Annotated in this window: 16 protein-coding genes and 1 pseudogene; 5 read left to right on the top strand and 12 right to left on the bottom strand. The window is 35.3% G+C overall.

Going from position 1 to position 22,958, the window contains the following annotated elements:
- Window positions 1–8: 8 nt before the first annotated feature.
- Window positions 9–1,016: a PDDEXK nuclease domain-containing protein gene (locus tag AC3WRL_RS00260; protein ID WP_492329451.1), complete on the bottom strand. Its 1,008-nt coding sequence runs from the start codon at window positions 1,014–1,016 to the stop codon at window positions 9–11.
- A 176-nt stretch (window positions 1,017–1,192) separates the two neighbouring features.
- On the opposite strand from AC3WRL_RS00260, the gene mobC reads away from it, so the two are divergent.
- Window positions 1,193–3,193 carry a conjugal transfer protein MobC gene (gene mobC, locus AC3WRL_RS00255; protein WP_492329450.1) on the top strand — a complete coding sequence of 667 codons (2,001 nt, stop codon included), beginning with the start codon at window positions 1,193–1,195 and terminating at the stop codon, window positions 3,191–3,193.
- A gap of 81 nt (window positions 3,194–3,274) precedes the next feature.
- Here mobC and AC3WRL_RS00250 read toward each other — a convergent pair whose 3' ends face one another.
- The 9 genes from AC3WRL_RS00250 to AC3WRL_RS00210 form a co-directional block, all read right to left on the bottom strand.
- Window positions 3,275–5,350, bottom strand: coding sequence for a type IA DNA topoisomerase (locus AC3WRL_RS00250; RefSeq protein ID WP_492329449.1), 2,076 nt, complete (start codon window positions 5,348–5,350; stop codon window positions 3,275–3,277).
- A 3-nt stretch (window positions 5,351–5,353) separates the two neighbouring features.
- On the bottom strand, window positions 5,354–6,409 hold the full coding sequence (locus AC3WRL_RS00245; protein WP_492329448.1) for a DUF3945 domain-containing protein: 1,056 nt from the start codon (window positions 6,407–6,409) through the stop codon (window positions 5,354–5,356).
- Window positions 6,410–6,433: 24 nt separating this feature from the next.
- The gene (locus tag AC3WRL_RS00240) at window positions 6,434–6,661 is read right to left on the bottom strand and encodes a hypothetical protein (protein ID WP_492329447.1); all 228 of its coding nucleotides are present in this window, start codon (window positions 6,659–6,661) and stop codon (window positions 6,434–6,436) included.
- A 410-nt stretch (window positions 6,662–7,071) separates the two neighbouring features.
- Window positions 7,072–8,316 carry a chloride channel protein gene (locus tag AC3WRL_RS00235; protein WP_492329446.1) on the bottom strand — a complete coding sequence of 415 codons (1,245 nt, stop codon included), beginning with the start codon at window positions 8,314–8,316 and terminating at the stop codon, window positions 7,072–7,074.
- A 343-nt stretch (window positions 8,317–8,659) separates the two neighbouring features.
- The gene (locus AC3WRL_RS00230; protein ID WP_492329445.1) at window positions 8,660–9,061 is read right to left on the bottom strand and encodes a cytochrome C; all 402 of its coding nucleotides are present in this window, start codon (window positions 9,059–9,061) and stop codon (window positions 8,660–8,662) included.
- An 11-nt stretch (window positions 9,062–9,072) separates the two neighbouring features.
- On the bottom strand, window positions 9,073–9,333 hold the full coding sequence (locus AC3WRL_RS00225; RefSeq protein ID WP_492329444.1) for a hypothetical protein: 261 nt from the start codon (window positions 9,331–9,333) through the stop codon (window positions 9,073–9,075).
- A gap of 1 nt (window position 9,334) precedes the next feature.
- A complete protein-coding gene (locus AC3WRL_RS00220; protein ID WP_492329443.1) occupies window positions 9,335–10,324 on the bottom strand; it encodes a cytochrome c in 990 nt (329 codons plus the stop codon).
- Window positions 10,324–12,057: a cbb3-type cytochrome c oxidase subunit I gene (locus AC3WRL_RS00215; protein WP_492329442.1), complete on the bottom strand. Its 1,734-nt coding sequence runs from the start codon at window positions 12,055–12,057 to the stop codon at window positions 10,324–10,326. The genes AC3WRL_RS00220 and AC3WRL_RS00215 overlap by 1 nt, the downstream gene beginning before the upstream one ends.
- A 98-nt stretch (window positions 12,058–12,155) precedes the next feature.
- Complete coding sequence (locus tag AC3WRL_RS00210; RefSeq protein ID WP_492329441.1) at window positions 12,156–12,755, bottom strand: Crp/Fnr family transcriptional regulator; 600 nt, start codon at window positions 12,753–12,755, stop codon at window positions 12,156–12,158.
- 516 nt (window positions 12,756–13,271) lie between these two features.
- On the opposite strand from AC3WRL_RS00210, the gene AC3WRL_RS00205 reads away from it, so the two are divergent.
- Both AC3WRL_RS00205 and AC3WRL_RS00200 read left to right on the top strand, forming a co-directional pair.
- Window positions 13,272–14,084, top strand: a complete 813-nt coding sequence (locus AC3WRL_RS00205) for a hypothetical protein (protein ID WP_492329440.1) — start codon at window positions 13,272–13,274, stop codon at window positions 14,082–14,084.
- A 411-nt stretch (window positions 14,085–14,495) separates the two neighbouring features.
- A pseudogene (locus tag AC3WRL_RS00200) lies at window positions 14,496–14,600 on the top strand (helix-turn-helix domain-containing protein); the annotation flags it as partial.
- Here the strand turns inward: AC3WRL_RS00200 and AC3WRL_RS00195 are convergent.
- Together AC3WRL_RS00195 and AC3WRL_RS00190 are read right to left on the bottom strand one after the other, a co-directional pair.
- Entirely contained in the window at window positions 14,588–15,766 is a 1,179-nt protein-coding gene (locus tag AC3WRL_RS00195) for an NUMOD4 domain-containing protein (protein WP_492329439.1), read from the bottom strand. The pseudogene AC3WRL_RS00200 and the gene AC3WRL_RS00195 overlap by 13 nt on opposite strands.
- A gap of 215 nt (window positions 15,767–15,981) precedes the next feature.
- Window positions 15,982–17,403 carry a hypothetical protein gene (locus AC3WRL_RS00190; RefSeq protein ID WP_492329438.1) on the bottom strand — a complete coding sequence of 474 codons (1,422 nt, stop codon included), beginning with the start codon at window positions 17,401–17,403 and terminating at the stop codon, window positions 15,982–15,984.
- Between the two features lie 322 nt (window positions 17,404–17,725).
- Here AC3WRL_RS00190 and AC3WRL_RS00185 point away from each other — a divergent pair, with 322 nt between their 5' ends.
- Window positions 17,726–19,270, top strand: coding sequence for a T9SS type A sorting domain-containing protein (locus AC3WRL_RS00185; protein WP_492329437.1), 1,545 nt, complete (start codon window positions 17,726–17,728; stop codon window positions 19,268–19,270).
- Window positions 19,270–22,956, top strand: a complete 3,687-nt coding sequence (locus AC3WRL_RS00180) for a DUF5977 domain-containing protein (protein WP_492329436.1) — start codon at window positions 19,270–19,272, stop codon at window positions 22,954–22,956. The genes AC3WRL_RS00185 and AC3WRL_RS00180 overlap by 1 nt, the downstream gene beginning before the upstream one ends.
- Window positions 22,957–22,958: the final 2 nt, after the last annotated feature.

The raw sequence follows: 22,958 nt of genomic DNA, 5'->3' as shown, positions 1-22,958 counted from the left end.
GTTCTCCTTTATCCTTCTTTGTCCAGTATGGCCTTCACTTTGTTTTGCAGTTCTTTTTTATCGGGTAAATAAAGCTGGTATTTAGAAACAAAGATCTTGTTTGAAATTCCACCGGTAGCATATTCTACAAGTACCTCGTCTTTTTCTGCGGAGAGGATGATACCGATGGGTTCATTATCATCTTCGACGTTTTCCTCTGATTTGAAGTAATTCAGGTAAAGATTCATCTGACCGATATCGTTATGCTCCACCTGCTTTATTTTTAAATCAATCAATACAAAGCATTTTAGAATACGATGGTAAAAAACAAGGTCAATATAGAAATGTCTGTTTCTCAGTGATATTTTATATTGTCTTCCCACAAAAGCAAAACCTTTGCCCAGCTCCAGAAGGAACATTTGCAGGTTATCGATGATTTTCTGCTCCAAAGCCTTTTCTGTTACCTGATGACTTTGAGGTAATTGAAGGAAATCAAGAATGTAAGGGTCTTTTATAGCCTCTGTGGAATGGGTAATGAGATGTCCTTTTTCTGCAAGCTGTAACACACCTTTTTTATCTTTGCTCAAGGCAAGGCGTTCAAACAGGGAAGAATTAATCTGCCGGTCAAGCTCCCTGTAGCCCCAGTTTTCCAATACGGTTTGTTTTTCGTAAAACTTTCTTGCCGTATCATCTGAAACGCCGAGTAAAGTGACCATATGGGTCCAGCTTAATTTGGCAGGCACTGCCTGCCATTTTTGATACGTAAGGTAAAACCGGCGCATATCAAGGATATTCCGCCTGCCAAATCCTTTGCCATAAAGCTTTTTAAGGTCTTTGGAAAGTGTTGATAATAGATTACTTCCGTATTCAGCTCTTTCTTGTCCATGTTGCTCAAATTCGACAATATGCCTGCCAATTTCCCAATTGGCTTTCACAAGTTCAGTATTGACTGCTCTGACCGCATTTTGCCTGGCTATCTCGATGGTTGATCCTATATTGTCAAGGAGTTCGGTGTATTTTGATTGGATGGGTGTCATCGTATTTTTTCTTAAACAAACAAATTTAAACATTCTCTGTAAAGCTTATGGATTGCCAGTGATTAAATATAGGATGGATACGCTGCCAAATACAGCCATAAAAAGCCGGTAGCTGCCACTTTTTAAAAAAGCCTGTGACAGCATCTAAATTGAAGACAGAACATTAAAATATTCAAATGCAGGGAGAAGATGACTTAAGAGGCCTGGCTAAGATCATGGCATTTATGCGAGCTGTAAGTATTCTGATCGTGCTTATGCACCTATATTGGTATTGTTATGCCTTTTTTCTGGAAAGGGGGTGGACTTTGGAAATAATTAATAAGATACTGCGCAATTTCAATAGGACCGCAGGATTATTTTACCATCCGATGCATACCAAAGTACTTGTCCTCGTGTTGCTTGCATTGAGCTGCCTGGGTACCAAAGGGGTGAAAACGGAGAAGATCACCTGGTATAGAATCAACGTAGCACTGGGAATCGGGTTTATCCTGTTTTTCCTAAACACTGCTTTGTTAGGCTTATCAACTCTGATCGGAGAATACCTTTATATACTTGCCTTTTTTTTGGGATACATTTGCTTGATGATTGCCGGTACATGGATGAGCCGTTTATTGAAAAATAACCTTATGGATGATGTTTTCAATAATGAAAATGAAAGTTTTATGCAGGAAACCAAACTGATGCAAAACGAGTACTCCATCAATCTTCCTACAAAGTTTTATTACAAAGGGAAATGGAACAAAGGCTGGATCAATATTGTAAACCCGTTCAGGGCGACCATTGTACTGGGAACACCAGGATCAGGCAAATCATACGCAATAGTGAACAATTATATTAAGCAGCAAATTGAAAAAGGCTTTTCAATGTATATCTATGATTTTAAATTCGATGACCTCTCCACTATAGCTTATAACCATTTATTGAAGAACCAGCATAAATACAAGATAAAACCACAATTTTATGTCATCAATTTTGATGATCCCAGAAAAAGCCACCGATGTAATCCTCTCAATCCGGACTTTATGACCGACATTTCGGATGCCTATGAAGCTGCTTATACCATCATGCTCAACCTTAACCGCAGCTGGATACAAAAACAGGGCGACTTTTTTGTAGAATCACCCATTATTCTTTTAGCAGCCATCATTTGGTTCTTGAAGATCTATGAGAATGGAAAGTACTGTACATTTCCCCATGCCATTGAATTGCTCAATAAAAAGTACTCCCAGGTTTTTACCATTCTGACATCTTATCCAGACCTGGAAAATTATCTTTCCCCCTTCATGGATGCATGGCAGGGGGGAGCGCAGGATCAGCTCCAGGGACAGATTGCATCTGCTAAGATCCCTTTGTCAAGGATGATTTCTCCCAGTTTATACTGGGTCATGACAGGGGATGATTTTTCATTGGATATTAATAACCCCAAAGAACCTAAAATACTTTGTGTAGGAAACAATCCGGACAGGCAGAATATCTATTCGGCGGCATTGGGCTTATACAATTCCCGCATTGTAAAGCTGATTAATAAAAAAGGGCAGCTGAAAAGCTCTGTGATCATAGATGAGCTGCCTACTATTTATTTCAGAGGATTGGATAACCTTATCGCTACGGCAAGGAGTAATAAGGTAGCGGTATGTTTGGGGTTTCAGGATTTTTCACAATTGACCAGGGATTATGGAGATAAAGAAAGCAAGGTGATCCAAAATACGGTGGGTAATATCTTTAGCGGCCAGGTAGTGGGAGAGACTGCTAAAGGCTTATCAGAAAGATTTGGTAAAGTATTGCAGAAGAGGCAAAGTATGACCGTTAACAGAAATGATAAATCGACCTCGATTTCTACTCAGCTCGATAGTCTGATACCGGCTTCCAAGATATCTGCATTGACTCAGGGAATTTTTGTAGGGGCTGTTTCTGATAATTTTGATCAACGTATCGGGCAGAAGATTTTTCATGCCGAAATTGTAGTCGATAATGAAAAAGTTACTGCTGAAACTAAAAACTATCAGAAAATACCTGAGATCATGTCTTTTAAAAATGAAATGGGAGAGGATATGATGACGCAGGAAATTCAGGGCAATTATATGCAGGTTAGGAATGATATTGTTCAGATTATTGAAACTGAGATGGAGCGTATAAAGAATGATCCGGATTTACGGTATTTACTGCAGCATGAATAACCGGCAACAATAAGAATGAGGCTGATCATGGATCGTCTCATTCCTTTAAATGATTATTGAAATACGGAATATTTGCCGGGATTATTTCTTATTGTTTTCAAATTCAAAAGAAATCGTATGATCTTCATTTAATACCAGATGGGCATCAAATTTCTTTCCTGATTTGCTTTTCATTCCTTTTATCAAATAGGTTTTTCCCTTTGCAAATAAGCTTTCAATATCATTTGGATCCATTGAAATTCCGCAAATATTGCGAAGCATCAGCCATCTGCAAGCGCCACCCGTACATTGGATGATTTTGTCCAGAATGGTTAATGGATGGGATTGGCATTTAGGACAGATTATCAGTGGTAAGTTCATCTGCCTGAGCTTTACTTGAAGCAATTCTTGGGTAATAGATGCTGCGTAAGCCTCAATTTCTTTTTGAAAACTGAGGGAATCTGTTTCGTTGTTTTCTATTTTCTGCATGGTCAGCTCCCATTTAGCCATCATTGCCGCATCTGCAATTTTTTTGTCTCTAACGAGTTCATAGATCTGCAATCCTTTTTCAGTGGGAATCAGTGACTTATTTTCCCGTCTAATGTAATCCAGGTTACATAATGTTTCAATAATGCCAGCTCTTGTTGCAGGAGTGCCGATCCCAATATTTTGTGGGATTTTCTTTTCCTCACCATCTTCGGCTCGTTTTCCTGCTGTTTCCATAGCGGAAAGAAGTGTGGCTTCCGTGTAAAGTTCAGGTGGCTTGGCTTTTTCCTCCAGGATAGCAGTCACCTTGATCTTAAGTTCATCACCTTCTTTTAAAGATGGAAGATCCTCTATTGTCCTTGTTTCGTCGGAAAACTGGCCTTTGATCAAGCGCCAGCCCGTATTCACGATCTTACAGCCTTTGGCTATAAAATCGTAATGCAAAGCATGCAATGAAACTTCGGTAATCTGCCTGATGCATGCCTCAGAAACAGATTCTAATAATCGAAAGGCAATCATATCATAAACAGCATTCTGCTCTGAAGATAATGCCGAAGGGATCTTTTCAGTAATAAGAAGTCCAGGATGATCAGTAAACATTGGATGACGGACAATATGTTTATTAAAATACCCCCATTTCATTGTGCGGATAATCTGCCCGAAATGATCCTTACTCTCCAATAGCCTGATGAGGTTGGGGATCTCAGTCCACATATCTTCAGGAATATATTTGTTCTTTGTTTTAGGATATGTGATGAATTTCTTTTCATACAAACTTTGTGCTATATTCAGGGTCTCTTCAGCTGAAAGATTCAGTTTTTGATTGGCTTCTTTTTGCAAACCTGTCAGATCAAATAATAAAGGGGGATGTTCTGTTATATTTTTATGAGTAATGGATGCAACACTTAGGGTATTGCCATTTCTCTCAATGGATCTCAAAAGGTCTTCTGCCTTTTTTTTATTATTCAGCGTGGTTTGTGAACGGCTTTTAAATTCAATGAAATCTTTGGTGTGCAGAAGTTCTATCTGCCAGCATTTCTGTACCGAGAAATCCCTGTTTTCGAAGTAACGCTTACATATCATAGCCAGTACGGGAGTCTGTACTCTTCCCGGCAAATAAATATTTTTATGTGTGACTGTGTGTAATGCTTGCGTTGAATTGATGTCTATGAGCCAGTCTGCGTAGTGACTGCATTGAGATGCTTTATATAATCCGTGAAAATCTTTTCCAGGCTTCAGGTTTTCAAAGCCCTGTTTAATCGATTTTTCAGTAAGGGAACTGATCCAAAGCCTTTCAAAGGGTTTTGTACATTTCAGGTATTGGTTGACGGACCTGAAAATAAGTTCCCCCTTTCTGTCTGCATGGGTAGCCACGATAATGCCCTCACACTGATTAAAAAGCTGCTGAATTATGCTCAGTTGTTTTAATGCGGCTATACCAAGAGCAAGGCTGTTCTCTTTCTTAAGCTTGCCGGTAGCCCGTAAATATGGCTCCGGAAGTACAGGAAGAGAATTTGTTTCAAATCCTGAAATATCTTCATTATGTGGCATTCCCAGATCTATCCAATGTTCAAAAGCCCAGGTCACACAGTAGGTATTGCCTTCCAGATAGCCTTCTTTTTTTTGAAACGGGCCCAATACGCTGGCTATTTCCTGTGCAGCACTCGGCTTTTCTGCAATGATGACTTTCATAGCTTATATTTTACGTGATCTTGGCTTAGCAGGTGTTTTAGGCTTTTGCTGTTTCTCTTGTTGTTTTTTGTCTTTAGGTGTCTGCTGAGCAGATTGTAGGGGCTCCTTGATGTTTTTAGTGGCCTCATTGGTTTTACCCTCGGAGTTGATGGCCACCTGGGTTGCATGGGCTTCAGTAGGTTTTGCCTGTTCTCCGAGATTGTTAGGGTTTTTGAAAGAAAAATCAATCTTACCTGTGTCTCTATTGAATGTGATGTAGCCTTGGTATTTCTGATCTTTTTTATCAATCAGACCATCAATGTAAATAGTTTGACCGGCTTTGAATTGATCATACTGTTCGTCATTCAGTTCCTTTCCCCTGAATGTTCTGGGGATTTCGGCAGATTGGTCTGCGATTGCATGATTGCCATGAGATTGTTGGTTGCTCATCCCTCTGTCAAATAAGAATTCTACATATTTCTTATCAGCATTAAATTGGACCGATGCATTGAATAGCTCGCCCTTTTTGGAAAGCATTCCCTCTATATAAAGGGGTTTACCCTCCATGAGCGTTTGTTTCTGTACAGCATCCAGTGGTACTCCTTTTATCTCATCAGGAATTTTAATATTTTCGGACCGGTAGGCAATAAGCTCATTGGTGAGCCGGTCTCTGCTTATGACAGAAGGGATGATCTCATCGGTTTTAGGATTGACAAGATCAACAATCCTGCCCATGTTTCCTGTTTCCATAAGGTTTTTCTTGTCTTCTTGGGTAAACTCATGTCCGAGAAACGGATAATTGAAGCTAGGTTCTTTTCTGATACTATGAAGGTTAATAACAACATCTCCGGTGTCATTGGTCTGCAATGAAAGACGGACGTCCATTTTGCTTACAGCAGTTCCCAAATTCATTGTAATGGGGACAAGACCATTGGTTTTAAATCCCCGTAATAGGGGATCTAGTGCATTTAGTTTCTCTAATTTTTCCTGGTTTAAACCGAATTTTGACATGGTATTCCAGTCAATCTGATCAGTGGAATATAGGTATTCCTTTTCTGAAGATGGGGTAGTTGCACTCATCGTTTTTATATTTTGATTGGTTGTTTAGAATGTACTGTTAAGTTTATCCAGATTTTGTATGTGAAAACTCTTAGCATCTTTAGAAGAAACATCGAACATAATAAATGACGTAGGATCCTTAAGCTGACTGAAAAAATTGAAAAAGAAATTGGAAAAAAAATCCCCTTGTTTATCGATTTTTATAAAAGAGTTGTTATTTTTTCTTGAGTTGGGAATTAAATCTATATCCCCTGGGTTTTCTAATTTTTTCATGATGTTAAATATGTATCTAACATCGAATTTAGCAGTCTTTGTTACAATTTCGTTACAGAAGGTATTTGATGGAAGGTATTGGCTTTTTTTGACTACTATTTTGGTGTTTTTTTCTTTGAATGGAATGGGAGTAAGGGTAGAGGATAAAAAAATATCTCAATTTGCAGGTTAATTTCTCTCGATGTGATCATTTAGTAAGATCATCTCATTATAACAATTAATTATTGAAATGACGATCCAAAAAAAATGAAAGCAGTTATGGTGCATGAATTTGGAGGCCTTTACAAATTGAAGAATTAACAGTTAGAGAATGAAAAAAGGTGATGCCAATGGAAAATAAGAAGTTGCTTGCTAATTAATGGTTATGGTTGAGGTACTAAAGGCTGACTTTCTATAAAGGAAAAACATTTTTATAAATTATAAGTATACACATTATAAGGTAATATCCTTTTAGCGAAATTTTTTGATATCAGGCATCCTATTAAAATAGGAAAGAACAAAATGTAACCATTGGGAGCAAGATTACAGACTAGAAAAAGTGCTGTAAAGGGAGCATAAATAGATGCCGATAAAGTAGCAGCAGCTCCGACTAAAACAAAATTGAGGTAAATTAAAGAAGTTCCCAAAAAGGTATTACAGAAAAGTGCAAATGTAAACCCAAGAAAAGCACCGGCAACAATACTTGGTGCAAAGACACCACCATCTCCCCCTGCGCCAAGGGTTAATGAAGAAGCCAAGGGTTTTAAGAGAATTAGAAAAAGAAGGAAAATAAAGGAGTAACTTTGAGGATGATTAAGAATTTCCGAGAGCGAATGATAACTGTCTCCATATAAAAAAGGAAAACAAAATATCATACCTCCTACGATTAGAGCTCCAAGATTTACCCTGTAAAAGTTATTGGAAATACCTGAAAAAAAGTCTTTAATTTTGATCACTAAAAATGTAAAATACACAGATAAAATACCACCTAACAAGCTTAACAGTATAAAAAAAGGTAGGGCATTCCATTTCCATCCGGTAATCTCGAAAGGAAGTAATGGTTCACTCTTTACAAAATGCAAAAAAACTCCCGAAATTACAGCTGATGCAGTGCAACTTATAAAAAGAGTTTTATTAAATTTCCTTGCAATTACTTCCATCGCAAAAAGCCAGCCTGCAATCGGGCTTCCAAACAAGATGGCCACTCCTGCTACAACTCCTGCGCAAATAAGTTCTAGTTTATAAATGTTAGCGGAAAATTGTTTTTCATACACTGCATTTCCAAGGGTTGCCGTTGCAACGACAGTGGAGACCTCAATTCCAGTGGAACCACCAAAGATGACTGTCAGAAATCCATTAAAATAATGTGATGGAATTTTAAAAAGTGGTAAATGGTCTTTTCTTTGATCAACGGTTTTATAAATTTCGGTGATTCCTTTATTTTTTCTGTTTAGGAAAAGATATTTTCTTAAAAAATATATAGCTGTAATTCCAATTGTCGGAAGAAAAATAAATAATATAGAATTCTCTCTTTCTACAAAATAGAATATGAGTTTTTGAAAACGTTCAGTTATGAATTTTAACGAATATCCCAGAAGAGATGCGCAGATGCTTATTAAGACTGAAACTAAAACTAACCTGAAATAATGATGTCTTTGTATTTTTTTCCTTTTCATTACCTATATGAATTCAATTTTTACAAAATTAAGTGTTGGAGAAGTGCAGTCAAAAAAATAGTACATGATATTCTATCTGACTAGGTCAAATCTTCTAAATATTTTTTAATCAAGGGGTAGCAATACTTTTTATTTTTCGCAGCATAAATCAACACGATGGTGTCCTTATTTTTATGATATTCTAGAAAATTGTTTCTGTGATTTCTTTCTTAAGTTCTGGTCCTCCAGAATATGACGGCTGTCTGGGGGTAGGATTCTTCATAAATCTAGATATCTTACAAAAACCTCGTCAGGAAGGCTATCCTGACAAGATTTAAAAAAAATAAACTAATAATAAACTAATTCAAAGACGAAAGTTCGTTACTATATAAAAAGCTGCCCAGGCTACAAAAACCAAAGCGATTACCCAAACCCAAATTGGGATCGTTCTGGGATTTTCACTTCCTTTGATAATGAAGCTCTGGTTTCTTCCTGTATCATAGGCATTGAGCATTAATGGTAAAGTCCCATTCACCGTTTCATTATCGGAAAGTCCTTCTATATGAATAATGGGACCATTACGAACTGTAAAACGGATGATCTTTAGTCCTTCTTTCTGATCAAATTTGCTTACAATTTTCAGAGTATGTTCTCCATCTGTTAATTTTGTAGTATCAAGGTTAAAAACGACAGGAGTCTGAAGTTCGGCAATTGGATTCGCTTCCTCATCCATAAATAAAAGGACAATGGCATTGTGTTTTGACATTCTTCGAAGTTTTAAAAATCCAATATTGTATTTTTGATATGTTTTCTGTTCTTTTCCCCCGGTTTAATAAGGAATCTGAAAGAATAAAGCAAAGTAATAAGTGTTATTACAGTAATACCTACGACAATACACCAGTCCCAGTTTGACTCCGGACCAGTTCCATGAGTAAAATCCTGTGTAATTTTGGGTTGCTGAAGTTTACAGGCATCACAGGCATGAACATATCCTGCCCAAAATAAAAAAACAGGTATTCCAAATTTTATCTTTTTCATATTATTTTATTTTATTCATGATTGCTTTTACTTCCTCAGCCGTTACTTTCTTACCGGTATTTCCCCAGCTTGTCCGTTCGTGATTGATTAGAGCAGCCACGTCTTCCGGAGAAAATCTCGCGTTATCGCCAACAGCAGGCATTGTTGCAAATTCCGGACGCGGATCGTATCCCTTCATAATAATGGTGACGTATAATTCCAAATTATCACCTAAAACAACGGGACTTCCCTTTAAAGGTGGAAAAGCTCCAGGCAGACCTTCTCCATTGGCCTGATGACAGGTTGCACAATTTGCCGTAAACAACGAACTTCCGTCAGGAAGGTTATCTCCGCTGGCTTTACCTTCCGTTTTTTTCTCTATTTTATATAAAAATTCTCTTGCAGGAAGACTTTTAGGAAGTTCAGTTTGTTTTAAACTCAATAAATAAGCAACTAAATCCTGAGCATCTTTTGAAGGAATAATTTTCCCTTTAATTCCGGCTTTAAATTTCTCCAGAACATTTACTTCCACGTCTCCGGTGTCAAGTCTTTCTTTTATCATAAACAACCATTTATAAGAGGGCATTATGGATTCAGGAACAACTGATCTTGGATTGAACAGATGTGAATATTGCCATTCTTTACTTGGCTGCCTGGTTCCAATACTCGTAAGATCGGGTCCGGTCCTTTCAGTTCCCATTAAGGTGGCGGTATTCTGAAAAAGATTTAACCTTTTATTTCGTACATAATCGATGGCCAAACTTGGCCTGCTTCCAAAAACCTGATCCATATCAACATTTCTTACCTGTTGTGTATGGCAGGCCACACATCCTTCACGGATATAGATTTCTTTTCCATGTCTTTCCTCTTCTGAAAGGGCTTTGCTTCCCGGCAGTGGTTGGTATGCTTTCTGATTGTTAAGTGCTGGTAAAATGCAGATAATCAAGGTTAGGAAAAGGAAAAATACCAATGCCGATGAAAATAATTTTTTATGGTCGCTGAAAAAATCCATTATGATCTTGCTTGTTTTGTGTGAAGGATTTCTAAAAGCTCTATAGGTGATTGAGGAAGTTTTATTTCCTTTCTCGGTTTTATCATTCTGTAAAAGTTATAGGCATAGACTATATGTGAAATCCACATCATTGTTCCGCCAATTGCTCTCCAAAGCCAAAAAGGAAACATCTTTATAACTCCTTCGATAAAAGGTTTTTTTTCCATCCAAAGCATTCCTTTTTCCGTAGAGCCTATCATTAAAGAGACCGTATAGACCAGTACTCCGATTAAAGCCATCCAGAAATGTAATCCTACGGTAATGCTTGGGGGATCATAGGAGGTAAGCCGCGGAACTAAGGTGTAGGTGAAAGACCATAACATAAAGGTGATGATTCCATACATTGTCAAATGTGAATGAGCTACAGTAAAATCGGTAAAATGCCATAATAAATTGGTTGCCCTAAAAGCCTCTGCTGTTCCTTGCATGGAGCCTGTAAAATAGAATATGATGGAAACCACGTAAAATGGAAGTACATAACTAAGTTTAAGGCGATGCCATGAGCCACGGATGGTCATCATAAAATTGACGCTTCCTGCTGCAACCGGAATTACCATTCCGACGCTGGCAACAATAGCGATGGTCTGCATCCACCATGGAATAGCACTGAAGATAAAATGATGAGTCCCAATCAACGTATAAAATAAAATCTGCGTCCAAAACGCAAGTATACTCAGACTGTATGAATACACCGGACTGTTAAGTTCTTGGGGTAGGAAATAATACATGAGCCCCAGGTTGAAGAACATAAACCACATCCCAACTCCCTGATGCATAAAATATCCCTGGGTAATTGTTTCACCTAGACCATCCTGCCAGAAAGGAAGATAAGCGACCACTAAAATAACAACCACAAACATCATGGCAGAAACGACATACCAGTTAGAAACATAAATTTCTTCCGTTTTCCGGAATGCTATAGTACTAATATGATTGTAAATACTAATTATAATTCCTACAGCAAAAAGTATCATAACCGGCCAAATGTATTCTCTGTATTCCCCACCACTGTTATTGATCCCTGCCATTAAACAGAGACTACCTAGAAATACGGCGGAATTCATTAATATCAAGGTAAGGTATCCTATTTTGAGATTGAAGATTTTAGTATTTCCAACTCTGGGAACAACATAATAGGAAAATCCCATCATGGCCATCGATGCCCAGCCCCAGAAAACCATATTGGTATGTACTGGCCTCAGACGTCCAAAACTCAGCCAACTGACATGGTCAGCATCGGGGGCCACGAATTTAATTCCCAGATATTCACCAACGGTAGTTCCCATAAAAAGCCAAAATACACTACATCCTAAAAACCATAATATTAATTTTTTTTCTGCTTCTGGAATTTCAATATTTCTTCCTTCTTCTCTTTTGGTCTGGAGAAAACGGATATCGTGTATTTCATTTGCCTGATCTACTAATCCCCGTGGATCTTTTACGATCTTATTAGACGAGAGTTCATTTCCTGAAAGTTGAAATTCAAGTTCCTTTTTTCGTTCTTCCAATGCTGAAATTTCCCCAGGTTGAAGGTGGCTCAGCTTCTCGTAGATTTTTTTAAGCTCATTCTTTTTTAAAGTATCAGAAATCATCCTATTAACCCTTATTAAAATAAGGATGAGTGCAAAAATTACAGGTAATGAAAATAGAATAATTGTGATTTGTAACCCAGGCTCATTGAGAAGTTTGTCCATCGTATGAATTTTAAAGAGATCAGCTTTTTTATCTCTCTTAAAGTTACACTGAAGTCCAATTTTTCAATTATGATCTCGATCACAAACGATTGTTTTATTTAATAGTAGATTTGCCGTTTTTTTATTTTAAGCAGATTGTTCTTCTCCATTAATTTAATGGTCCGAATAACAGTTTCTACCCTTAAACCGGTAAGATTGGCCATTTGCTGACGTGTTAAGGGAATCAGATATCCATCCTCCGAATTTTCTTTTATATGATTGCTGTTCTTAAAATAATCCATTAAAACTGTGAGTCTTATATTAGGGTCTTTAGAAAATAGATACTGGGACATGATCATTTTATAATATAGCCTCTTTGAAAGATTTTTGTTAATTTCTACTGCATATTCCGGATGGTCATTCAATAATTTAAAGAATTTTTGAACGGAAAGTTTTATAATCACAGTATCGGTTAAAGTAATAGCATTTGAAGGATATCGTTCGTTTACAAAAAGCAAAACCTCACCAAAACATTGGGGCGCTTCAAAGATATTCTGGATAAACTCTTTGCCATCTTCACTGTAGTTGTTAAGCTTGATTTTTCCTGATATTATCTGAAAGTAGTTCTGACACACTGTATTTTCTTCATATACAAAATCTCCACTGTCATATTGTTCTATCTTGCCATTATATTTTTTTAAAAGTTCTTCAGGAATCATCCTTAAAGATAAAGAATCCTATGGAATTTTGTCATTAGAAATCCTCTTAAATCTAATATTTCTCTACCAATCAGATAAAATAACCATTACTTACTCCTTCAGCATAGGCTTATGGCAGTGAGATACCGAATGCTGAATCTGTTATTGGGGGTAGTATTGATATTGTTTTCTTCATGTTATTTATTTTGAGCACAAGGCAAATTGGAAATTTTAACGCTTTTTCATATGAATTAGTTAAGAGCGGCATTCTCCAGGTGTATAATCCATTACATACTTTTGTGTTTTTGAAATAAATTTCCAAACTCTTGGATTACACTTATTTTAAAAATAATTACACTTATCTAAGAAATGTGAACACTTACTAGTTTATTATAACGATTTTTTTTAAAAAAAATGATCTTTGAAAAAAATGATTTAACTAAAGTTTCAAAAAAGTTGGATTAATTATTTTCAAAAGATCAATGGGCAAAAAAAGTGATTATATAATTTTATTAAACCAATAAAAAATATTAAAAAATGAAAACAAAACTTATTGCAATTGTATCAAGCATGGCGTTAGCCATCACATCTTTAATAGGCTGTACTAACAGCGATAGTAATGCTGGATTGGAAAATCAGCAACCAAGTGCTATGTCGGGTAAAACTTGTAAGACGGTTGATTTTACTGCTGCTGATCTTGGAGAATTACACAATCAATATGTTATTAGCCTGTATAATGGTGTTGATTTTTCTAATCCTACTGTTGCAAGGAGCAAAATCTTGAATAATTTCCAGAATATGGGAATAGATACATCTGTATTCAATATGTCGGAAGACGAATTTAAAAGCAAAGTTTTAAGTGTTAATGAACAGCTTTCTACTTATAAATATGATTTAAGACAATGGAGTAATAATCCTATCTCACAAAAAGAATCATATCCGTATATAGTTAGGATTCTGAATGAAACAGATAATATAAATAATTTAGATGCTTTTAATGACAAGTTAAGCTTAATAGAGCAGGAAGCTCAAGCAAATCTGAGTTGTGATGATTTAGACGTTGTCTTAGGCACGGTAAAAGTAGCTAAAAGCTCTGCAAAACTTTGGGCCCCTACTACATTAGGAGGTGATGGATTTTTTGATAGTACATTTGGACAGGATCCGCCGATGCAAATAATGAGTTGGAGAGGGGCATTAATCGGGGATGTAAGTGGTTCCGCCCAATATTTTACAGCAATTGGTGTTGCCGGAGCTGCAGGTTTAGGAGTGCCTGGTGCTAATGCAGTTATATTAGGGGGATGGGGCATTGCTGCAGCATTAGCTTCTGGTTGTGGAGCTTTAGGTTTCTAAAAGATTGAAATTTCCAGACAGTAAATCAAAAGAGATTTTTACTATTATAAAAAATCAGCAATACATACAAACCCACGTACAATTTTGTACGTGGGTTTTTTGTTCAATAAGTATGCTCATATTAACAGGTATTAGTGGTTAGCTATCACTGTTCTTGCATCTGTTATGAATAATCTAATTTAAATTCAAAGAATTAATTCTTAAATTTTTGTAATAACTATAGAGATAGCTTTAAATAATTATCCGATGTATTTTTGTTTCACTATTTGATGATTCTATATTTTTTAGAGAATAATTTTACTTTCAAATATATATTCTATCCAGTTATAGAAAATATTACCCAGTTTAATTTCTTTATGGTATTTTCTGTGGATGGATTTTTACTAAAACTGGGGTACAGAAACCGATTGAGAGTACTTGCTTGATAATCAGAATTTGTTGCAGATACTTACGATTAGTTCAAGATCACTTCAGAGATACAGGTCTTCCAGGAGGCTTCCATATTATATGTTTTCTTTTTCTTTAGACCCTGAAATTCTCGGGCGTAATCTGAGTTTTGTGATATCGAGATTCCACAACGGTTCACTTTGATTAATTATGATGAGATTTTTATCATTCATGTCAAATTTTTCAACAAAACAGTAATAAAGTAACCTTGAAATCATTAGCATTGTCATATGCTCTTTGTGATTTATACGAATATAAAAATAAGGTTTATTTCTACCAGCCTTAATTCTTATATTAAGGGACATAATTTGTTCTTTCCAAAAACTTTTATTTTTGCTTGTCGTCCAGCCACTAAGGCGTTTTACCCTTCCTTTGTTTGAAATGACATACCCGTTTTCAAGGCCAGGTATCGGTTTCCAATGTTCATCAGGGAGGTTATCAAGTGACAGGTTCATGCATGCGGGAGGGTTGTTCTCATCAATTGGAGGTTTGCCCAGCTTTTCCCAAAGAGGCTTGTTAAACACTTTACTTGTAATTGATTTATTTTCTTTAGAAATTTTAAAATCTTCTTTTTTAGGGCTATAATCTTTAAAGAACCATCGGAATCCTCCTGCAGTCAAGCGCTCTTTGTTTACTACTGCTTGAATATTTCTGCGACCAATACCAAGGGTATTGCTTGCTGCGTCAATGTTTTCAAATGTAGTTACCAGATCACCTTCTGTTGTGTACTGGTTCACAGGTCTCTTATAATAGGTTTTATCGTTTTTAGCGCTGTCCTTGTGGGATTCTTTAAAACGCGTCTTATTAAAGGAGAGCTTCTCTAAATTCTTAGCGTTTAAATTAAATCTATTATCGTCTTTAAATGAAATAATAAAGTGACTGTCATTTAGATCAAATTTTTCAACAAAATAATAATAAACCAACCGGGGGACGGATTTTCTGGTTTTTTTCCCTTTTGATGATAGTACACAGATGACATTATAAAACTGATCATCAGGATATTTATTGAAAAATTTAATGAATTGTAACTTCATCATACGTTCAGGTGCTTTCCATTTCCTACCGTTTAGTGATGTAATCCAATGCTCAAGACTTTTCACCCGCCCATAGCTGGAAACCGCATAGTTCTCGAAATTTTCGATCGACTTCCATTTCTCTCCTGGAAGGTTTTCTAAAGAAGTATTGTAAATAACTTCTTTTATATACCAATCTTCTATTTCAAGAGGTAAGTTCATAAATGGGAAATTTCTTTTGTGGATAAATAAATCCTATTTGTGTACCATAAAAAAACTAAGATAGAACAAAAATATAAAATCATGGGCATAAAATATAGATGGTAGAGAGGTATATTATTGATAAACAGTTATTTTGTTGTTGTTTTGATTTTTTATCCTGTCAGGTTAAGGACAGTATATGTGAAGCGGATCACAATAGGCTTTTATTTTTTCCATTAGTCCAATCCATACATTTTTCCAGAAACAGCTTTCCCGGTATTTTTGTCTATTTTGACTTTTATCGTTAATAAATCAGAATAGAATATTCCAACTCCTTCTATAAAACAATTCATATGTAATGTTCCTGTAAAAGTAACTTCAACAATATTTCCTGTTGTGGTGGTATCGAAATCGTCATTTTGTTGCCATTCAGTAGCTAATGTTAATCCAGAAATACTAGAAGTTACCCCTAAAATCTGATGGTCAGCTGCTGGCATTTGTTGTTTTATTTGAACATTGAGATATGCTAGCGCTCCGAGATCAAATGATAATCTCGCTGTTCTAGTGTTGTTAGCGTCCTCAAAGCTAAAACTGCCAGCATCAAGATTATTCATATTACTAATAAAGCCATTGAAATCATTAACATTATTGAAATGTACAGAATTATTAATATCTAAGTTATTGTTAATACCAATTGTACTTTGATGTTCAAAACCTAGATTTACTAACTTCCATGCAAATTTTTGAGCACTCTCAATATATTGTTGGTTTATCACGTATGCCATTATATCCTGGCACATGTAATAATTATTCATCATATATTGGAGTTTTGCTTTAAACTCATCCCTGATGCCTGCTACAGCCTCTACAGTATCTACACCGATATAGCTTTCAATAAGCCGTGCTTTAAAAAAAGGATTAACATTTAGCCATCCAGATTGTTCTTGATCCAATTGTAGTGCATTCATAAATTTTGTAACTGATAGACCACCGCCGCCTGGGTTTATGCCAATTTCAGGGTCAGTACCTGTACCTGTGCCAGGATTTTCGGGCTCAGCTTCACCGCATGAAATGGGAAATACACTTGAAGAAATACACAAGTTACATGCATCGCAAACGCCTCCTACGCAAGGTCCAGTCTTTGTGCAATGGAAAGAGTACATTGTTCCCCAACATACAGCATTCCTTGCTGAACTATTAAAAATTTCTCTGACATTGATATAATCTCCAATCTTACCATTTTTTACTATTTTTTCCAGAGAAATAATTTTTGTTTGCCATTCATTATTTAGTTTGAAATAGACTACATTAAAAATTTCGTTTTCTCCTGCGATCTCATGATTAATAGGGTACGCAAAAAAAGAATATGAAACTATTCCATTTCTTCCAGTACGTTTTTCCACTGCATGTGTATCGAGTATAAAGTCACCTACGGAGCCTGCTCCATTCAAAAGCCTGTTAATAGCTTTGTTCTTTGTTTTAAATAATGTTTGAAAATCCGTTATCCCAGTTTCGCTTTTGAACTCCTTAAAAGATATGGAATTGCCATTTTCAGAATGCGGGAGAAACTCCTTGTCAAAATCATCATTTTGACAACAATTGAGAATAAGTAGGAATCCTAAAAAGACTAGACTTTTTAGTAGTACATGATTTTTCATAAGTTTTTGGTTATTAGTTTTTTACAATAACCAATATAATGAAAAGTTTTAATCAAATATGAAAAAATAATTAATTATTTATAATTGGTACAATATATCGTCGCCAAAATTAAATAAAGTGGGACATAAAAAATCTAAACTTCATATTTTCTCAAGATAACGCATTGTTTAATTTCTTTATTCTATAAATTCTAGATACGATTTTATTTTTGTCTCAAAATGATATAATATGATAAATGTCATGTTTGTTTTGGTGTTATAGATGTTTCGCCAGTTGTCAAAATATATTAATTTCGAGCCCTATTTTAAAAACTAATAACTAATGCGAAAACTCTATATAAGTGCACTTTTCTTATGCAATTATTTTGTAGTATCTGCTCAGAATGTTGTATGGCAAAAAGATATTAAATCTTCAACACAGGATTTTCTTTCTCAGGTCACTACAACAATCGATCAGCAATACCTAATCTCCGGAAGCTCAATCCAAAGCAATAAACAACAAACAATAGGAAACAACCAAAACAACGGCTATGATTTCCATGTGATTAAACTCAACCAGCAAGGGGAAGAAGTTTGGGAAAAATTCTTTGCCGGGCAGAATCATGACTATTTATCTTCTACAGTAGCTACACAGGAAGGTGGTTTTCTGATTTCAGGCACCACTTATTCAGGAAATGCCCTGGATAAAAAGGAAGATTCTAAAGGAGGATCTGACATTTGGCTGATCAGGATCAATGAATTTGGTGATGAACTGTGGCAGAAGACCATTGGAACAGATTCTGATGAAGAAGCGAGAGCCATCATTCAAACAACCGATCTAGGCTTTTTCGTAGCCGGAAACATTCAGAACTCTACAAAGGGATATGGATTAAAGGATATTTTAATCGTAAGACTTGACAAAAACGGTAATGAATTATCACAACTTGTTTTAGGAGGTAAAGGCTTGGATGAAGTAGAGAAAATGATTCCAACGAAAGACGGAGGAGCTTTATTAGGAGCTTATTCAAGAAGCAATGTGGCAGGCTCAAAGAAATCAGAGAATTATGGAGAAGGAGATTACTGGATTATTAAACTGAACAAAGACAGCAAAGTTGAGTGGGAAAAAAGCTTTGGAGGAAAGGGAGATGATCATTTAAGAACACTTTCTTTGACATCAACTGGTTATTTAATAGGCGGTGAATCCAGATCGGAGAGATCAGGGAACAAATCTGTAGGGATTGAAGAAGGGACGGATTTATGGTTACTTTCTTTAAATGAAAAAGGAGAAGAAATCTGGCAGAAATCTTACAACTTTAAAAACAGAGATGTTTTAATGGGAATGAGTGTTCTACATTCTTCCGATGATAAGATTTCTACGGGAATTTTGTTGGGCGGGTATACCCAGGCAGAAGGGCGAATTGAGACATACGATGAAACGTTCTGGATACTTTATCTTAATGAAAAAGGTGATGAACAATGGAGAAAATATGTAAAAGGAGAATCCAGGAAGAAGGAAGAAAGACTGTCTGATATTAAGCTCAATAGAGATGGTTCAATTATTCTGGCAGGAACCAGTGCAGAGGAACTCGGAAAGGAAAACTGGAAGATCGTAAAGCTTGGAGACAAACAAATTGAAGGATTAATTGTAAAACAGGATATTAAAATTTATCCAAATCCAGTGTCAGACTATACGTATGTGGAGATTGGGTTTGAATTCAAGGAAGCTGATATTACACTCTATGACATGGGAGGAAGACAATTACAGAGTATTAAAACAAAGAATAACGTGACAAAGATAAATACTCAATCGCTCATTCAGGGCGCTTATCTTATTGTAATCAAAACGGATACAAATAAAACAGCTAATGCAAAACTTATAAAGAAATAATGAAGAAAGAATATTTTAAATTAGGCTTGCTGGCCATTTTATTAAACTTTACTTACGCAAAATCTCAAACGAGCCCATTTACAAATAGTGCTTTAGAAATGAGCAATATTCATGAGAATGAAGGACGTGCTAGTATTAATGTGCCTATTGCAAAACTTGAAATAAAAGATTACAATCTAGATATTAGTGCTAATTACGATTCAAAGGGTGTTAAAGTTAATTTTGAAAGCGGTGAAATTGGACAGAATTGGGATCTAAGTTATAAAGGAATTATAACTCGTGAGATTTACGATCAGGCAGATGAAAAGAAGATAAAAGTTTACAGAAGTGTTTACTATGGCTTTTTTGATAATGGAGCCGCTTATCCATTATGCTACAACTACTCCCAAAAAGATCAAATTGGCCTTTTATACAACTTACCTTTAGTAAAATCTAATGTAGAAAAATTCTTTAATACACCAAATCCCGCTCCGGATTATACTGGTTCTATATCACCTAAATTTTATTATAATGATTATTCAAATTTAGGATTAATAGATAAACAAAGTGATTTGTTTACAGCTGTTATTCCAGGTAAAGAGCCATTTAATTTTTATTTCGATTTGGATGGAAATATAAAACTAAATTCTAATGAAAATTATAAAATTGAATATGAAGTAGATAATTATTCATTTTTCAAGAAGTTTACATTAATTGATGAACAAAATGTTCGTTTTACTTTTGACAGTTTTGAAACAGTAAAACAAGACACTGAAAACATTATAAATGGGAAAATTTCTGTCCAAAACTTTCCTCTAAAAGGATTGACAACTTTTAATCCTAATTTCGGAAATCTTCCACAGTGTGATCCAAATAATTCATCTTTTCAATATTATTATGATAGAGTGCCAGTGTCGTGGTATTTGTCGAAAATAGAAAACAAATATGGAGAAAAAATAATATATAATTATGAGCACAAAAAAATATTATCCCTGCAAGTAAATACATATGATGAAGAATATTATTCTGATGTCTATGGCTATTCAGCTTATATCAATGAAACTCCAGTAGTAACCAGTATAAGCACTGAAACTTCATCTCTAAAATTTAATTATGCAGAAGTCAGAAAAGATTTGCTCAATTTTGATAATCCTAATTTTACAAATGTTCCTAGATTAAATTCTATATCGTCTTTTTATGGTAATGTTAAAAAGGGAACTGTTGCCTTTGATAGTAATTATATTTTATCAAATGACAGTAATGGTTTAACATTGTCAGACTCCCAGCTTGCAGTGTATAGAAGACTTTTTTTAAAAAACATTTTATTCTTGAATGTGACAGAAGATAAGGTAAAAGATAAATATGAATTTGAATATAACAATCCTCAAATATTACCTCACAAACAGTCATTTAAAATAGATCTTTGGGGATACTACAGAAATAATCCTGTTAATGGGGTGACGCCTACAACACGTCCCCTAATCTACTATTATTATGATAGTGGATTGAACAATGTAGATCATAATTACGTCTCATTTTATAAAAGAAGCACCTATACAGGAAGTGAGACTTCAACTTTAAATGATGACAAAACCCCTGTTATTGGTGATCTCTCTGTAGGTCTTCTCAACAAGGTAAAACATCAAGGGGGATATACAGCTTATCAATATGATTCGAATTACTTTACTTACTATGGAATAAAAAGAGAAGGACCAGGTGCAAGAGTAAAAACAGTAGAAGTAAATGACGGAAATACTAGCAGTTTTACAGATTATTCATATGGAGAAAACTCAGACGGTATAGGATATATTGATTCCTTACCTGTATTTGCAACAATTATGAAAGGAAAGAACGGCTTGGGGGGGTATGATAGAAATAATATTAAAAAATCTGCTAACCATTTTGCTGAAGGCACTATCTTATATAAGATTATCAAAAGTTCTAAAAGAAGTTCTAATAATTCTAATGGATATACAATCAATAGATATTCATTATTTGACACAGTTAATAACAGTACTGTTAATATTGGAGATTTTGTTTATAATTCAAATAAAAGCGATACTTATTTATTAAGATGTGTTGCAGGAAATTGTGACCATCTGGATGCAACGTATAAGATGGATGTCACTTCAACTCCTCTATTATTGCCTGAGGCTGATATGAGCAGAGTCAATGGCAAATTGATAAAACAGGAAATTTTTGATAACAATAATAATATTGTAGAATCTACAGAATATGCTTATAAGCTTAAATGGAGTCAATTAAATAGGATGCGCTTAGGAGGTTACCGCAGTGTGGCGAATTCTTCAAGTTTAGATATAGGAGTTTATGGTGGGATTGAGAAATATTATTCTTTCAATTATGATCCGAAGATTATTGTGACGAAATCATTTTATAATAATGGTATAGTACAAAAAACAAAGGAATATACTTATAATAACGAAAGAAAAGTTTCTGAGTTAAAGGAACAAATAGCAAATGACATAACCAAAACGGAATTTAAGTATGCGTATGAGTTTAACACACTAATAGGTAACGCGTTAAGGGATCAAAATAGATTAAATGAACTTCAAGAATCAACGTTAACAACTGACAAAGGAGGAATTGTTAAGAACAGGAATGTTTATAATCAGTTTACATTCCCAGCAGTGTCTGCGACGAATCAAAATGTTATTCTTGGGACTAAAGAGGAAAATAGCCTTGACGGAACCAACTTTTATAGCTCCGAGGAGGTCACTAAGATAGGTGTTAATGGAAATGTTATTGAAAAAAAATACAGCGGAAACCTATATGAGACAATAATCTGGGGATATAAACACAGTTTGCCCATAGCAAAAATTTATGGGGCATCTTATCAGCAAGTCATGCAGGCATTTAATTTAGATCCTAATAATGTTGGATCATATGTAGATTTAGATATTGTTAAGAAATCTGATCTTGATATAGATTCTTCATCAGAAGCAACTTTTGTCAACGCTTTGGACGCCTTTAAAAATAAAACTGAACTTAAAGATTTTCAGGTTACAACATATACTTATGATCCCCTTATCGGAGTTAAGAATACTATCCAGCCTTCAGGCGCAAAAGAAATTTTTGTTTATGATACGAACAATCGTTTAGAAAAAGTATTGGATAGAGATAATAATATTATCAAGGAATATAGTTATAATCTTAATAATGTTCTTACTAAATATTTTAATGTAGATAAGGGTGACTATTTTTATAGAAATAGCTCTACGTGTACTGCTCCCAGATCAGTTGGTGGACAGTATTACTACTATGTACCTGCAGGAAAGTATTATTCATATATAAATCAGGCGGATGCTGATCAAAAAGCACAGAATGATGTTAATATGAATGGTCAAACAGTTGCTAATACCGAGGGGCCATGTGGTTTCGTATCATGTGGTTTCACCCCAAATTATTATGCAAATGTAAACTATAGTTCCATACAGGAAACAGCTGTCAATCATATTTCTATGATTCTTACCTATAGTGCAAATCCACCATCTGGTATGTCATATACAGGTGGAGGTGTTTCAGTTGGATATATCGGAGCAGGATGTAGACCTTCAAGTGTAAAATATATCAATAGTGGAAACTGGAGGGTAACAATTACTCCAGATGGTTATGTCGTTGTAAGCGCAAACAGTGGATCTCCTTTACCAACTTCTATGGTTGGGTTTTCAGTAGAATATGATAAATAACT

The organism is Chryseobacterium sp. FW101-FHT12H09 (assembly GCF_058790395.1).
The sequence above is the reverse complement of the archived record's forward strand: the minus strand, read 5'-3'. Positions and strand labels throughout refer to the sequence as shown.

Bases quoted from the DNA above. Each gene is read 5' to 3' on its own strand.
- AC3WRL_RS00215 (WP_492329442.1), bottom strand. From the start codon at position 12,057: ATGGACAAACTTCTCAATGAGCCTGGGTTACAAATCACAATTATTCTA.
- AC3WRL_RS00240 (WP_492329447.1), bottom strand. From the start codon at position 6,661: ATGAAAAAATTAGAAAACCCAGGGGATATAGATTTAATTCCCAACTCA.
- AC3WRL_RS00235 (WP_492329446.1), bottom strand. From the start codon at position 8,316: ATGAAAAGGAAAAAAATACAAAGACATCATTATTTCAGGTTAGTTTTA.
- AC3WRL_RS00245 (WP_492329448.1), bottom strand. From the start codon at position 6,409: ATGAGTGCAACTACCCCATCTTCAGAAAAGGAATACCTATATTCCACT.
- AC3WRL_RS00195 (WP_492329439.1), bottom strand. From the start codon at position 15,766: ATGAACTTACCTCTTGAAATAGAAGATTGGTATATAAAAGAAGTTATT.
- AC3WRL_RS00250 (WP_492329449.1), bottom strand. From the start codon at position 5,350: ATGAAAGTCATCATTGCAGAAAAGCCGAGTGCTGCACAGGAAATAGCC.
- AC3WRL_RS00180 (WP_492329436.1), top strand. From the start codon at position 19,270: ATGAAGAAAGAATATTTTAAATTAGGCTTGCTGGCCATTTTATTAAAC.
- AC3WRL_RS00230 (WP_492329445.1), bottom strand. From the start codon at position 9,061: ATGTCAAAACACAATGCCATTGTCCTTTTATTTATGGATGAGGAAGCG.
- AC3WRL_RS00205 (WP_492329440.1), top strand. From the start codon at position 13,272: ATGAAAACAAAACTTATTGCAATTGTATCAAGCATGGCGTTAGCCATC.
- AC3WRL_RS00185 (WP_492329437.1), top strand. From the start codon at position 17,726: ATGCGAAAACTCTATATAAGTGCACTTTTCTTATGCAATTATTTTGTA.
- AC3WRL_RS00225 (WP_492329444.1), bottom strand. From the start codon at position 9,333: ATGAAAAAGATAAAATTTGGAATACCTGTTTTTTTATTTTGGGCAGGA.
- AC3WRL_RS00260 (WP_492329451.1), bottom strand. From the start codon at position 1,016: ATGACACCCATCCAATCAAAATACACCGAACTCCTTGACAATATAGGA.
- AC3WRL_RS00210 (WP_492329441.1), bottom strand. From the start codon at position 12,755: ATGATTCCTGAAGAACTTTTAAAAAAATATAATGGCAAGATAGAACAA.
- mobC (WP_492329450.1), top strand. From the start codon at position 1,193: ATGCAGGGAGAAGATGACTTAAGAGGCCTGGCTAAGATCATGGCATTT.
- AC3WRL_RS00190 (WP_492329438.1), bottom strand. From the start codon at position 17,403: ATGAAAAATCATGTACTACTAAAAAGTCTAGTCTTTTTAGGATTCCTA.
- AC3WRL_RS00220 (WP_492329443.1), bottom strand. From the start codon at position 10,324: ATGGATTTTTTCAGCGACCATAAAAAATTATTTTCATCGGCATTGGTA.